General features: G+C 62.9%; 10 protein-coding genes. 3 read left to right on the top strand and 7 right to left on the bottom strand.

The window, feature by feature from the left end; all coding sequences use genetic code 11:
* Positions 1 to 11 precede the first annotated feature (11 nt).
* From Pla111_RS14250 to Pla111_RS14270, 5 genes are all read right to left on the bottom strand, one after another.
* Positions 12 to 1,442 (bottom strand): aldehyde dehydrogenase family protein, encoded by a 1,431-nt coding sequence (locus Pla111_RS14250; protein ID WP_146575121.1) that lies wholly within the window; start codon positions 1,440 to 1,442, stop codon positions 12 to 14.
* A 127-nt stretch (positions 1,443 to 1,569) separates the two neighbouring features.
* The gene (locus tag Pla111_RS14255) at positions 1,570 to 3,210 is read right to left on the bottom strand and encodes an acetolactate synthase large subunit (RefSeq protein ID WP_146575122.1); all 1,641 of its coding nucleotides are present in this window, start codon (positions 3,208 to 3,210) and stop codon (positions 1,570 to 1,572) included.
* A gap of 81 nt (positions 3,211 to 3,291) precedes the next feature.
* Positions 3,292 to 4,824: a mercuric reductase gene (locus Pla111_RS14260; protein WP_146575123.1), complete on the bottom strand. Its 1,533-nt coding sequence runs from the start codon at positions 4,822 to 4,824 to the stop codon at positions 3,292 to 3,294.
* A gap of 81 nt (positions 4,825 to 4,905) precedes the next feature.
* Positions 4,906 to 5,721: a TVP38/TMEM64 family protein gene (locus tag Pla111_RS14265; protein ID WP_146575124.1), complete on the bottom strand. Its 816-nt coding sequence runs from the start codon at positions 5,719 to 5,721 to the stop codon at positions 4,906 to 4,908.
* A 130-nt stretch (positions 5,722 to 5,851) separates the two neighbouring features.
* Positions 5,852 to 6,649 carry a DUF547 domain-containing protein gene (locus Pla111_RS14270; RefSeq protein WP_197525044.1) on the bottom strand — a complete coding sequence of 266 codons (798 nt, stop codon included), beginning with the start codon at positions 6,647 to 6,649 and terminating at the stop codon, positions 5,852 to 5,854.
* Between the two features lie 420 nt (positions 6,650 to 7,069).
* Between Pla111_RS14270 and Pla111_RS14275 the strand changes: the two genes are divergently transcribed.
* From Pla111_RS14275 to Pla111_RS14285, 3 genes are all read left to right on the top strand, one after another.
* Complete coding sequence (locus tag Pla111_RS14275) at positions 7,070 to 7,759, top strand: metallophosphoesterase family protein (protein WP_197525045.1); 690 nt, start codon at positions 7,070 to 7,072, stop codon at positions 7,757 to 7,759.
* A 110-nt stretch (positions 7,760 to 7,869) separates the two neighbouring features.
* A complete protein-coding gene (locus Pla111_RS14280) occupies positions 7,870 to 8,502 on the top strand; it encodes a hypothetical protein (RefSeq protein WP_146575126.1) in 633 nt (210 codons plus the stop codon).
* Positions 8,503 to 8,650: 148 nt separating this feature from the next.
* Positions 8,651 to 9,940: a hypothetical protein gene (locus Pla111_RS14285; protein WP_146575127.1), complete on the top strand. Its 1,290-nt coding sequence runs from the start codon at positions 8,651 to 8,653 to the stop codon at positions 9,938 to 9,940.
* Between the two features lie 21 nt (positions 9,941 to 9,961).
* On the opposite strand, the gene holA is transcribed toward Pla111_RS14285, so the two are convergent.
* Complete coding sequence (gene holA / locus Pla111_RS14290) at positions 9,962 to 11,050, bottom strand: DNA polymerase III subunit delta (RefSeq protein ID WP_146575128.1); 1,089 nt, start codon at positions 11,048 to 11,050, stop codon at positions 9,962 to 9,964.
* Between the two features lie 91 nt (positions 11,051 to 11,141).
* The gene (locus tag Pla111_RS14295) at positions 11,142 to 12,899 is read right to left on the bottom strand and encodes a hypothetical protein (protein ID WP_146575129.1); all 1,758 of its coding nucleotides are present in this window, start codon (positions 12,897 to 12,899) and stop codon (positions 11,142 to 11,144) included.
* Between the last annotated feature and the right edge of the window lie 273 nt (positions 12,900 to 13,172).

Consider the following 13,172-nt stretch of genomic DNA (forward strand, 5'->3'; position numbering starts at 1 on the left):
CTGACCCAGGCCTATTGTTTGGTACGGATGACGAGCAGCCGCTCTTCGGTCATGTCGGCGATCGCGTAGCGGATGCCTTCACGTCCCAGGCCTGAGTCCTTCACGCCGCCGTAGGGCATGTTGTCGACCCGCCAGCTGGGGACGTCGCCGATGACAACGCCGCCCACCTCGAGTGTGTCCCACGCTTGTTGGATCTTGTCCCAGTTGCGGGTGAAGATGCCGGCTTGTAGGCCGAATTTGCTGTTGTTGACTTCCTTGAGCGCGGCGTCGTAAGACTTGAAGGGGCTCAGCAACGCGACGGGACCAAAAGCCTCTTCGGTGCAAAGGTCTTGATCGGTAGGCACGCCTTCCAGCAGCGTTGCTTGAAGCATTGCCCCGTCTCGGTGACCGCCGCACAGGATTTTTCCTCCGGCGGCAACAGCCGATTGGATCCATCCGTCGAGGCGTTTGGCCTCGCCTTCGCTGATCATCGGGCCGATGAAAGTGTCCTCTTTTTTGGGGTCACCGGCGATGAGTTTCTTGGTGGCCGCGATCAACTTTTCTTTGAGGGCGTCGTAGATCTTCTCGTGAACCAAGATCCGCTGCACGCCGATGCAGCTCTGGCCCGATTGGTAGAACGCCCCGATGACCAGCCGTCCGACCGCGTCATCCAGGTCGGCGTCTTCATCGACAACGCAAGCGGCGTTGCCCCCGAGTTCGAGGATCACGGGCTTCTTCCCTGCGCGGGCTTTAAGGTCCCAACCCACAGCCGGCGAGCCGGTGAACGAGAGCAGCTTCAGCCGCTCATCGGTCGTGAACTGATCCGCTCCGTCGCGATGACAGGGCAGGATGCTGAACGCTCCAGCTGGCAAGTCGGTTTCGGCAAGGACCTCGCCAATGACGATGGCACCGATCGGCGTTCGGCTGGCCGGCTTCAGCACGAACGGGCAGCCCGCCGCGATCGCCGGGGCGACTTTGTGGGCCGCCAGGTTGAGCGGGAAGTTAAACGGCGAGATGAATGAACAGGGCCCGATCGGCACGCGCTGCACAAAGCCCCGGTAACCACGTGCGCGGGCCGATATCTCGAGTGTGGGAATCTCTCCGTCGATCCGGACCGCTTCTTCGGCGGCAATGCGAAACGTATCGATCAACCGCGCGACCTCGCCCCGGGCGTCCTTGATCGGCTTGCCCGCTTCGATACAGAGGCTCATCGCCAGTTCATCGGCCCGATCGCGAAACCGATCCACACAGTGTTGCAGCACCGCTTGACGTTCGTACGGCCGCATCAGCCGCATGGGCTCGGTGGCCTTGACCGCTGCAGCGATTCCCCGCTCGATGTCGGCCGATGACGCCATCGCAACACGCGTGGCAACCGCGCCCGTGAACTTGTCGGTTACCTCCAGGTCGGTGTTAGGGGCCTCGGGCTTGTTGGCGAGGTAGAAAGGGTACGAGTCTGCAAGCATGGAAGTCTTCCGCCGAAGGACCTCAAGCCGAATTGCGCGGCAAGCGGTGGAGGATAGCGATCGAAGTAGAGTGAACGAGTGGGGCGGGGCAGCATTCTCAGAGAGAAAGCCAACCCGCACGCTGCGGCTACAACGCAGCCGCCAGCTCCGTGATCTGCTGGTTCAGCAACTCGATATTTACCGAGTAATCTACCGGACAGTCGATTATATCGACCCCCGGTGTATCGCGGCAGCGCTCGAGGGTCGGAAGCAGGTCTTCGGCCGATTCGATCCGGTGTCCGCGGGCCCCGTAGGCTTCGGCGAGCTTCACAAAGTCGGGATTCGTGAAGTCGAGGCCGTAATCAGTGTAGCCCTCAGCGGTTTGCTTCCACTTGATCATGCCGTATCCCGAGTCGTTGAGAATGAGCACGTTCAGATTGAGTTTCAGACGGACCGCGGTTTCGAGGTCTTGCTCGTTCATCAAGAATCCCCCGTCACCGCAGATGGCCATTACGAATCGCTCGGGGTGAACGATCTGCGCGGCGATAGCGGCAGGCAGCCCCGCACCCATGGTGGCCAGCGCGTTGTCCAGCAGCAGCGTGTTGGGTTCGTGCGCCTTGTAGTTGCGTGCAAACCAGATCTTGTACATGCCGTTGTCGAGCGACAGAACGCCGTCCGAGGGCGTTATGGTCTGCACCTCGGAAACCAAGCGGGCTGGCGTGAGAGGGAATCGATCATCGGCGGCGTGTTCGGCTTGGTTGGCTTCGAGCGCCTGCTTGACCTCGAAGAAGCGGGAAAAATCCCATGTGCTTTGCGGACGGATCTCGTTACCCAGCCGCCAAACGCTGTTAGCGATATCTCCGACAACCTCAACGTGCGGGAAGTAGACCGGATCGACTTCGGCTGAAGTGAAGTTAACGTGGATCACCTTGACGCCGCCTGGCGTCATGAAGAAGGGCGGCTTTTCCACGACGTCATGGCCCACGTTAATAATCAGATCCGCCGCGTCGATCGCGCGGTGCAGAAAGTCGCCCGCCGAGAGCGCAGCCGTGCCGAGACACAATTCGCTATCATCGTCGATCACTCCTTTACCCATCTGCGTCGTAAAGAAGGGGATCCCCGTTTGGTGGACGAAGCGTTGCAGCATGCGGCTGGAGAGCCGACGGTTGGCACCGGCCCCGATCAACAGCAGCGGCCGTTTGGCCGTCTCGGTCAACTCGATCGCGTGCTGGATCGACTTCTCATCGGCGCTGGGGCGACGGACCTTGCTGCGTGGCATAACGGGCGCGTCGGTCTTTTCTTTTGCGATGTCTTCGGGCAACTCGAGGTGGACCGCCCCGGGGCGCTCCTCTTCGGCAACACGAAACGCTTCTCGCACGCGCGACGGGATATTGTCTCCCGAGACAATCTGCTTGGTGTACTTGGTCAGGGGTCGCATCATGTCGACCGTGTCGATGATCTGAAAATGGCCCTGCTTGCTCGACTTGATGGGCTTTTGGCCGGTGATCATCAGCATCGGCATGGCTCCCAGCTGCGCGTAGGCCGCGGCCGTCACGAAGTTGGTTGCTCCCGGTCCCAGTGTCGAGAGGCACACGCCCGCTTTTCCGGTCAGCCGACCATAGGTTGCTGCCATGAAACCAGCCGCTTGCTCGTGGCGTGTCAGCACAAGGCGGATGTTCGATCGTGAGAGCGAATCGAGTAGGTCGAGGTTCTCTTCTCCGGGGATGCCGAAGAGATACTCAACGCCCTCTGCCTCAAGCGCGCGGACAAACAGATCAGAAGCTTTCATCGAGCGCTCTTGGATTTGCGATGGTTCGGGAAGGATTGACGGCGGCATCAAGCGTGTGTCCCGCGGCTAGCCGCGGGACCGTTACTTGGTCCAAGCGAACCATTTTGCGAGAACCCACTGCGCTGTCGAGGTCAGCTTCGTGCGGTTGTACTGGTCGCCGAGCTTGCGGATCGCTTCGCCGACGGTTGGATAAGGGTGAATCGCTCCGGCGATCTTGCCCAGGCCAATTCCGTGGGTCATCGCCAATGAAACCTCGCCGATCATGTCTCCCGCATTGGGCGCCACGATCGTCGCACCGACGATCTTGTCGGTCCCGGCGCTGGTAATCAGCTTGACGAATCCCTCGGTCTCTCCTTCAAGCAACGAGCGATCGATCTCGCGTAGATCGATTCGGTAGGTATCGACCGGCACACCCCGTCCACGGGCCTGCTGCTCGGTCAGGCCGACCCCCGCTACCTCGGGCGAGGTATAAGTACACCAGGGGATCACCAGCGACGACGCCTTACCACGGTTGGCGGGCCATGGCATGAGCGCATTACGCACAACAAGGCGTGCCTGAAAATCGGCGGCATGCGTAAACTTGGCGGGAGAACAGACGTCGCCCGCGGCGTAGATGTGTGCGTTGGTGGTTTGCAGTCGGTCGTTCACCCGGATCCCTCGTCGAGGGTCAACTTCAACCCCCGCGACGTCCAGTCCCAAGCCTTCGACATTCGGCGCGCGCCCAACCGCGATTAGCAGACGTTGTGCGATGATTTGACCGTGGGGGCTGCTGACGATAACCCTGCTGTGCGGGCCCGCTGCCACCGACAATTCTGTCCCCCCGCCAAGCAGCTGAACTCCGTCGCGCTCTAGCGACGCGGCTAATAGCGGAGCGGCATCCGCATCGTCACGGGGGAAGATCCCCTTGTCGTCCGTGAACAACGTGACGCGACTGCCGAGCCGCGCGAACGCCTGAGCCAGCTCGCATCCGATGGGTCCCCCCCCAACGACGGCCAGTGATTCGGGCAGCTCCGTTAAGGAAAAGACGGTTTCGTTGGTGAGATATTCGATCGAATCAAGGCCCGGGATCGGCGGTGCCGCGGCCCGGCCCCCGGTGGCAATCACCGCGCGGCGGTAACGCAGCACCGCGCTGCCCGCCATTCCCGTTACGGCGAGGGTATTGTCGCCGGCAAAGTGGCCCTCACCGCGGAAGACATCGACCCCTTTTAGCGTGAAGCGCTCTGCCGAGTCGTGGGGGCTGATGTCAGCCCGGAGGCGACGCATCCGTTCCATCGCGGCGGAAAAATCGACCTGGTAGCCCCCGGCGACGTGGACACCAAACCGGTTGGCATCGCGAACGGCCGCTGCCGCCCGCGCCGCGGCGATAACCCCCTTCGAGGGAACGCATCCGACGTTGAGGCAATCGCCTCCCATCAGACGGCGCTCGATCAGCGCTACCCTGGCACCGAGCCCGGCGGCGGCCGCTGCGGTGACGAGTCCCGCCGTACCGGCCCCGAGAACCACCAAGTGATACCGATCCGCAGCGGGCGGATTCTTCCAGTCGGGCGGAGCGACATTCGCCTCCAGCCGCAGGTTAGCTTCGGTGGCGGGCAGTAACTCAGGAAAGGTGGGCATTGAAGCTCAGGGCGGGGCAGGGGGGCGTGGCAGAGAAGTACAAGTAAGAAGCAGGCGGGATAGCGAGTGGCCTAACTTCGGTTAAAAAGGGTTATCGCTCGTTGCGGAGCTGGGCGTTGGCCGCAGCCAGCCGATCATTTTCTTAGCGGCCAGGGGGAACACCCCCAGCAAAGTGAAAGCGACGCCGATCTGAGTCAGCTGTGAAGGTGAAAAAACGGCTGCGGCACCTTGCTGCGTGAGCGTCTGTAAGTCGGGGATTCTTGAGCCCGCGTAGCAGTACACCGCTGTGCCCGGCAACATGCCGAGTTGACTGACCCACCAAAAGGTCGCGGCCTTGATTTTGGTGAGCCCCATCACGGTGTTGATCACAAAGAAGGGCACCGCCGGGATCAGCCGCAAGGTGAACAGATAGAAGGCCCCTTCTCGCTGGAGCGCTTGATCGAACGCCTGAAGCTTGTCGCTCAACCGTCGCTGCACAGCCTCGCGGAACAGGTAGCGGCTCAGCAAGAACGCGATTGTGGCCCCGGCAGTGGCCGCAAAGCTCACCAGCAGCGTGGCGGGGCCCCAGCCGAAGCCCCACCCCATCAGCAAGGTCATCAGCGCCGCCCCCGGCAACGAAAGCCCCGTCACGGTCACGTACACCAAAAAGGCGAGGCCGAAGACCAGCCCGGGTCGGTTGGCTTGCAGGCTGCGCAGCGTGCTTTCTTGCTCGGCGAGCCAAGCAAGCGTCTCCGCGTTGCCGAACTTCCAGTAAGCCCCGGCCACAATCATGACGAGCAACCCCAAGAGAGCGGCCTTCGCTAACCCTTGAGAAGAGGCCGATCGCGACGCCGTGGAGGGCGAACCAGCTTCTGCGGTGGTGTCTTCCGGTGGCGTTCTCGCGAGCTTATCAGCCATCGCAGATCCGGGACGAAGGTCAGGCGAACGATCAAGTACGAGGGGCAGACGGGGCTGTTGGCGGCCTGCGCTTGAACCCTCGTGCTTGCCGAATCCAAGAGCGGCTTTCAGCAAGACAGTCCCGCAGCCGTCAGGGTTGTTCGTTAAGGTGCCAGTCGTATTCGAGATAACTGACACGCGCGTTCGGTTGGGTCATCAGTGAACGCGCTGCGTTGGTCGGAAGCCATTGTGTGATCCTGCGCAAGCGTTGATCTTGCGTGGCGCCGAAGTCTTCGCCGTACCACTTCAGGATCGCGCTCAGATGGATCGTGTTGCTTGCGGGGTCGATTTGAAAGTTCTGGGACTGGGCAAAAAAGTGGCGAGCGTTCATTTCGAGTTGTGCTTCCAAAGTTTCCGGCCGATAAGCCTCGTTCAGCAGCCGTGGGCAGCCGATCGAAGCGCAGACAATCGCGAAGTGAATGCGGGGGTCACCCCGCGGTCTGAGCCGCTGGTGCTCGATGTCATCGAGCGAGACGGTCGAATCGGCAACACGCAGCTTCAGGTCCTTCCACAGGTTGTAGCCCCAGACGGTGGCCGTGTGATTGCGGATGCTGCTGGTCGGGTACTCGCGGAGGATGCCCTCGATCGTGAGGGCGTTGTAGGCGTTGATCCAGTAGGCGAGCGCGGCTTCAATCGGTGCCGCCGCTTCCAGCTCGACGGGCCCCAACGATTCTAGATAGCTCGTCAGCGCGGCCCGAGCACCGGTGTCGGCGTGCCAGGAGCGGTAATTGACCCTCCCTTCAGAATCAACAAACCGTTGCAGCAGCGTATGCCAGGGGGTGTGTTCGATCTGATCGAGCGGAAGCCGTGCTTCTCCGGGGCTTGCTTGGCCAATCAGCAGTTCTTTCGCATCGGCGGAGCCGACAAACGCGATCGTCGCAAGCAACATTGCCCGAAGGGCGCTGCAGCTTGGCCACAGCGCTGAACGCCTGAAGACGGAGGGAGCGTATTCACGCATGGCGGGCATCACGGAGTGGAGTGAGCGGTGTCAAGTCTGCCCACTATACGGCTTCTCAAGCAGAGGGGTCTCTCGCGGAACACGCTCCGCCGGAGAATCATCGGCCACGGTGCGATGGATCACTCAAGAGGTTGTCGCTCTTTCTCACGTGCTGCAGCCGCTAAACACGCTATCGGAACACTTTGACCGTGCCCAATCCCGATAAGCACCACTGGCGGTCAGTCAGATCACGGGGATACTCTTTTTACTCGAACACGCCGATTCTTCAGGAGTACCACTCCGAAGCGAGGGACGTTTGGCGACTCCGATTGAAGCGCGCTTCTTGAGACAGCTTTATAAGTTGGGTTTGTTTTGCAACGCGTAATCGCGATCGGTGATATGCATGGCTGCCTGGAGGCGCTTGAGGCGCTCCTGCAAGCCATTGCGCCGCAGCCGGATGATCTTGTCGTAACGCTCGGCGACTACATTGACCGCGGACCCGACAGCTGCGGAGTGGTGGAGCGACTGCGGTTGCTGGCCTCGCAATGCCAGCTAGTTCCCCTGCTGGGCAATCACGAGGAGATGATGCTCTCCACGCTCGACGGCCGTGCACCGCGGGGCTGGTGGCTGAGCCACGGTGGTGAAGCCACCCAGAAGTCTTATGATCGCCAGGCAGAGGGGCCGCGCCTGCTGCAGGAGCATCGAGAATGGCTTGCCACATGCCGGGAGTATCACGAAACCGATAGCTGGTTCTTTACCCACGCCAATTACGTTGCGTCGGAGCCGCTCATCAGCCAACCAGCCGAGGCCCTGCGTTGGCAGAGCCTTGCCGAGCATTTTCCCGGCCGGCACATGTCGGGCAAACGTGCCGTTGTCGGCCACACCGCGCAGCGTAGCGGCGAGGTGCTGTGGACGCAGCAGCTGGTGTGCATTGACACCCACTGCTACGCCGGTGGCTGGCTGACCGGTTTGGAGGTCACTTCGGGCCGATTATGGCAGGTCAGCCGTGGCGGAAGGCTCCGCGAACGACAAGCCGCCGTGCCGCCCCCCGGCGAACGGTGAGACTCGTTTTTAGGATCCCCAACGTTTACAATCCCTGTAACGATTCGGCGGCACCGGCACAGAGCCGGCGGATTGTCGTAATACCCCCCCACCGACGGAAGAGATCTGCCATGAACCCCTCATCGCTAGCCGCTCGGCTTACCGCTCTGGTTGCTGTTACGACACTCTGCTTGCTTGGTTGCTCAAAAGGCCCCCAGGGACCGCAGGTGACCGCTGACGCCTTCCCCCGCGCCTTTCGTGCGGTGGAAGAAATGTGCGACGAGATCCTATCGGCTTGTGAAGCTGGCAAGCCCGCCGAAGCCCACAACGCCCTGCACCAGGTCAGCAAGCGTTTTAACGCCGTGCAGACGGTTGCGCAGGTTGTGAAGATGCCTGGAGAGGTTGGTGACCAGATTGAGGCGAAGCTCATGAAGCTCGAAGCCGGCCTTTCCAAGATCGACGCCTCGCTCCACGACGACCCCAAGGCGACGATTGATGCCGAAGTCGTAGCGTCACTCCGCGAGACGCTCTCATCGCTCCGCCAAGGATTACCGACCGAAGTGACCGCCGAGCTCATGAAGCTCGACACCCAAGCCGCTGAGCGCGAAGCCAAGCGCGCCGCGTCTGCCGAACAAGCCTCGAGTGAGGCTAAAAGCCAAACCGAGAGCGATCCTCTTCCGCCAGAAGAAGATACGGCCCCCATCGATACCGACGACACACCGGACGCCAGCCTCGACACAGTGCCCAGCACCACGGCGAACTGACCTTGCCGCCGCCGTGTCGCAACCCCCGAATGCCAGCGTTGTATTACGGTCTGGATCCTCGCCGGGTTAACCTGGTTCAGCATTCGGGATTTGCCCGAGTGAGAGTCCCGCATGTGCGTTGCCCCTGACGGCGCGGAGGCCGTTTGTTGTGAAACGGAGTTCGCTTGATCGGCGTGACTGGCGGGCGCGGTCGGCAGTGCTCTTGGTCGCCTGGATGGCCGGCGCCGCTCGGCTGCCGGCGGCTGAGCGGGTAGCGCCCCTCTGCCCCAGCGTGCTGATGGTGGACCAGGACTCTTGGGCTCGCGCTCCCGAGCACGTTAACCGTGTCGCGCTGCTCCTGGCCGAGGCCCCTCCCGCCGCCCGGTGGGTGCAGCTTGTGCCAACACTGCATGTTCGCACGACCGCCGATCGACGCCCGGTAGCGTTTGGCCTGCGGATCAACCACGCCGCGTCCTGGGAAGCCCCGGAAAACTTCCGCGAAGTCTTAAGCCCCGCAGACGCCACCGCACTGCGGGACCGCTGTGCCGAACAACTCGGTGCGGCGATCCAGCAGGCGGTCCGACGCGGTCTGAGCATCGCGATCGTGCCCCATCTGGATACGGCCGGGGCGGTTCAATCCTGGCGGAACGATCTCGACTTCTCTCCCCAGGCAGTCCTCGCGGGGGCGTCTTATCGCTCCTTACTGCTCGAAGCCATTTTGTTGGCGATCGAGCGTTCGACTCAGGCCGATACACGGGTCGATCTAGCGCTGTCGGGCGAGATGGGTTTCTCCCTTTTTTCGCACGCTACCGAGTACGCCGCGATTGCCCGCGCTGCTCGGCAGCGGCTCAGCCAAGGTCGCCCCGCAGGAGCGCTACGGCTGGGGGTTGCGCTCAACTGGTGTGACGGTGCGGGACAACTAAGAGCGGCCGAGCGAGACCCTCCTGCGATAGAAGCGCTGGCCGACGCTATCGATTTCGTGGGCTTCTCTTGCTACGCGCCGGTGAGCGTACCCCCCGCGGCGGAAGACTTTCGCAAGGCGATGACCCGTTCGGTCCGCGAGGCTGAATCTCTCGGCCTCACCACCGAGACCATGGCGTGGCAGATCTCCGAAGTTGGCATCGGAGGGGGGGCGCGGCAAGAAGCAGGCGAAGCGGCTGATCTGCTCCTCGCCAAGGTTGCCGCGCGACCCTGGGAGGGGATCGGCGTTGGCGCGCCCAGCCCCTGGCGAGATCCGGCGTACGCTTCACTGCGTCGGCAGTACTATGCAGCGCTCTGTGAGTACCTGACGTCAGTACCGTTCGATCGTGGCATCGAGCGTGCTTTTCTCTGGAGCGAGGGCCCCTGGGACCCCCAGGGGATCGCCCCTAGCGGTCAGCCCGATGCCGAGATCGCCCGCGCGATCGCTAAACACAACGCTAAGGTGTCTGGCAACGGGGGCGAGGCCCCGGATCGATAGCTTGGTAACGCTGCCGATGGCTTAGGCGGGAATAACTGCTTCGCGAGATAATCGCACGATCAACCGTTCTAGCTGCACCCGGCTCCGTGTCGGGGAAGAATCGTAACCCTTCATCGCGAGGTCGGCTTCGAGGGTCCATTCGGCTAGTCGCATCGCGCGAGCACGGCCGATGAGTCGTAGCTGCCGCTCCGCGTCTTGCAGCTTAAAGCGGACGACTCCCGCTGCTTCGAGCGCCTGCTGCAATCCGATCCGCCGCCCTCGTTGTTCCGAAGCTTGGATGTCATCGGCCGCCGCGGCGAAGCGGCGTAGCGTCGAGCTGAGCTGCGCGAGCAAACCGATCGGCTGCTCTCCCGCCAGTAGCAGGCGATCGAGCTGCGTGAGGGCGTCGGCGGCTCGCCCCTCAACTGCGGCATCGATCATGTCCCACGCGGTTCGCGTCCGCCAACCGCCCACTTCTTGATCAACGAGTCGTGGATCGATGCGGCGGTTTTCGCCAACCAGCAACGCAAGCCGGGCGACCTCTTGGTCGAGAACGCCGAGGTTGAGCGGCAGCCGATCGAACAGGAGCTCAACCGCCTCCGCGGTAAGCTCAACGTTGTGCTCTGCCCCGGCCCGTTCAACCAGCCAACGGGCGGCGCTACGCCGATGCTTGGCGACCTCCGGACCACGCGTGGGGGTCTCGCATCGCACGTGCAGGCCAAACTCGGCGACGCGTTTGGCGAGCCGCGTGTTTCCTGGCAGCGACTTCACCGAGAGCAGTATCACCCCGTTGGACGGACTCGCGGCATAGCCTTCGAGCTGGTCGCGGTAACGGGTGACAAAGGTGTCGGCCTCGTCCACGTAGGCGATCGATTTTCCACCGCCGAAGAGTGAGCGGGTGTTGACCGTATCCGCCAGCGAGGGCCAATCGGCCTCAGCACCGTTGAACGAGTGCCATTGCAGACCACCGTCTGTGTCATCATTGCCGACCAGGCGTTCACGCAGGACCGCGATCACCTCGTGGCGCACAAAACCATCGTCGCCGCTAACTACGCCGAGCGCTGCGGTCGGCGTAGTTGGTGCTAACAGGTACTCAAGGCCGGTCACGCCGGCCGGCTTGGACTTTGCCATGCTGAGTCGATCGGAGCGGGGGGCGTTGCATCCCGAAGTAACCACCAGTCTAGCGGCTAGCGGGTTGCTCGTTCAGCGGCCGGACGACTTTTCAACGCTGCTGGGCACGCACGCCCATGAGGGCCCCGGCCGGGGTTGGCATGTCGATCACCACCGCCTCGGGGGTGATCGCCGTGGCAAGGTTGCCCCCCGCGTCACGCACCCGCACCCGTACAAACAGCGAACGTGGCAGATGACGCTGCAGCCGCCAGTCGTACCGCCCGGAGTTGGTGAGTCCCGACGCAATCGGCAGCCAAGGTCCTTCTGGCCGCGTGGCATAAGCCAGATCGACCGGGGTCTTAGCGGGGTTCTCGTCGTCGGCGGTCCAGGTGACCGAGAGCTGATCCGCAAAGTACCCCTCGCCCTGAGAGACACCGGTAATCGCCAGGGCGGGCCTCCGTAGATCCACCCGTATCGTTGCCTCTGGCTGGTCTCCCGGCCGCGGCTTGATCGGATCGAGACCGCCGACCGAGGTTACCAGAAGCCGAAAGCCATAGTCCCCTTCGCCGGGGGTTTCGACGTGGATCGGGCTGCGTAGGTCGCTGTCGATCGCGTATCGGCGCCAGGACGATCCCCCATCAGCGGTGCCCCACAGCTCGACCGAAGAGACCCCCCACCTGCCGGTTGATTCGACCTCGTAGTCAAACTCAAAGCGGGTGCTGCCCACGACTCGTGATCCAGTATCGAGGCTGTCGGTACCCGCCTGCGCAATTCCAGCCGGCGGCGGAGCGAGACTGGCCTGCCGAAACGGACTGGAACGATCGCCCCCGGCCGATGTGAGGGGCTGCGAGCGGGGCGTTGCGTCGCTCGGCCAAGCGGTCGAGCCAGTGCGCGCGAACGCTTCTTGCGAGGTTTCCGCCGACTCGCTTGTCCACCCACCGGGTGCGGGGGACCGCTGGAAATTATCAAGGCGGGTCAGCGGTGCCGCTTCCAAACCGTCCTGCGTGGCCCTCGAAAATCCCGTGGACTGCGAAGCCAACCGAAACGGGTCGCCTGAAGAAGCGGATGCCGCCCCGAGCGGATTGCTGCTCGCGAGCCTGTTGGCCGATTGGCCCCACACCGCTACGGGATCGCTTTCTGGCGGCAGCGGGCCCGACGGTGAAATCGCTGCCATCGCGATAAGCGGTGTCGTGATCGCCTTTTCCTCTCGATTGCCCGCCCGGTCATCGACGCTCAGCCGCAGATTAACGCTGCTAAGGGAAGTCGGTGCTCGCCACACCCCGGTCACGCGGGCGTATCGCGGGTCAGTTGGGTTTGCATCCGCGGTCTGTATCACCACTGGTGTCCAGTGCGGCTGACCCGGTGCTTGGGCATAGACCCGGAGTGACTCGGGCGCGATGGCAACAGCGTCGGTGGCCGTCACCTCGATCTGGACCAAGCCGTCGCGGATCTGCGCCTGGGGGGGGAGCAGCGTCGGGCGGGTCGTGTCGATCAACACGCGCATTTCTGGTTCGAGCGGACCCGCGGGAGTCGCTCTGCCATAGGCGTCGTAGGTTCGCACGGCGAAGGCGTAGGCACCGTCGGTAGGCGCTCGAAACGCGAAAGACCCGGCTTGTGGTGAGGCCTCGGACGCCAGTGCCCAGTTACGTCCGCCGTCTCGCGAGGCGTAGAGAATCGCCCGCAGCGGAGCTTCGCCCCCTGTGGCCGTAAGCTTGGGGGCCACTCGGTAGGGGACGGTCAGGTCGTGACGTCCCCAGAAAATCGGGTCAGAGGGGTCGGCGAGAGCGAGACCAGCACCAGCGCAGACTGCCCAAACCGCCAAAAGCGGGCTGAGGCGGGCGCATAGCGATCGGTCGCGTGCCGGTTGCATGGCGAAGCGTTTGCCGGAGGCGAGACATCCGGTAGAGGACGCTATTCCGAAGACACGGGGTGGGGATTGGCAGGGGGCCTCATCGCTGGCAGGCGGTCTAGCATCGCCAGCACGCTACTGCGTTTATCGGCTTGTGAGGGAAGCGCCCCCCCGTCTACCCGGCGTCGTTACGGAGGGTTTTGTAGACGCAAGCGTTATAAACCGACATAATCACGCAAGACGGCGTGTTGACAGCACACCCGAGGCGTTTAGAGCAACAAGCGATACGTCGCT

The sequence above is a fragment of the Botrimarina hoheduenensis genome (assembly GCF_007859815.1).
Lineage (GTDB): Bacteria > Planctomycetota > Planctomycetia > Pirellulales > Lacipirellulaceae > Botrimarina > Botrimarina hoheduenensis.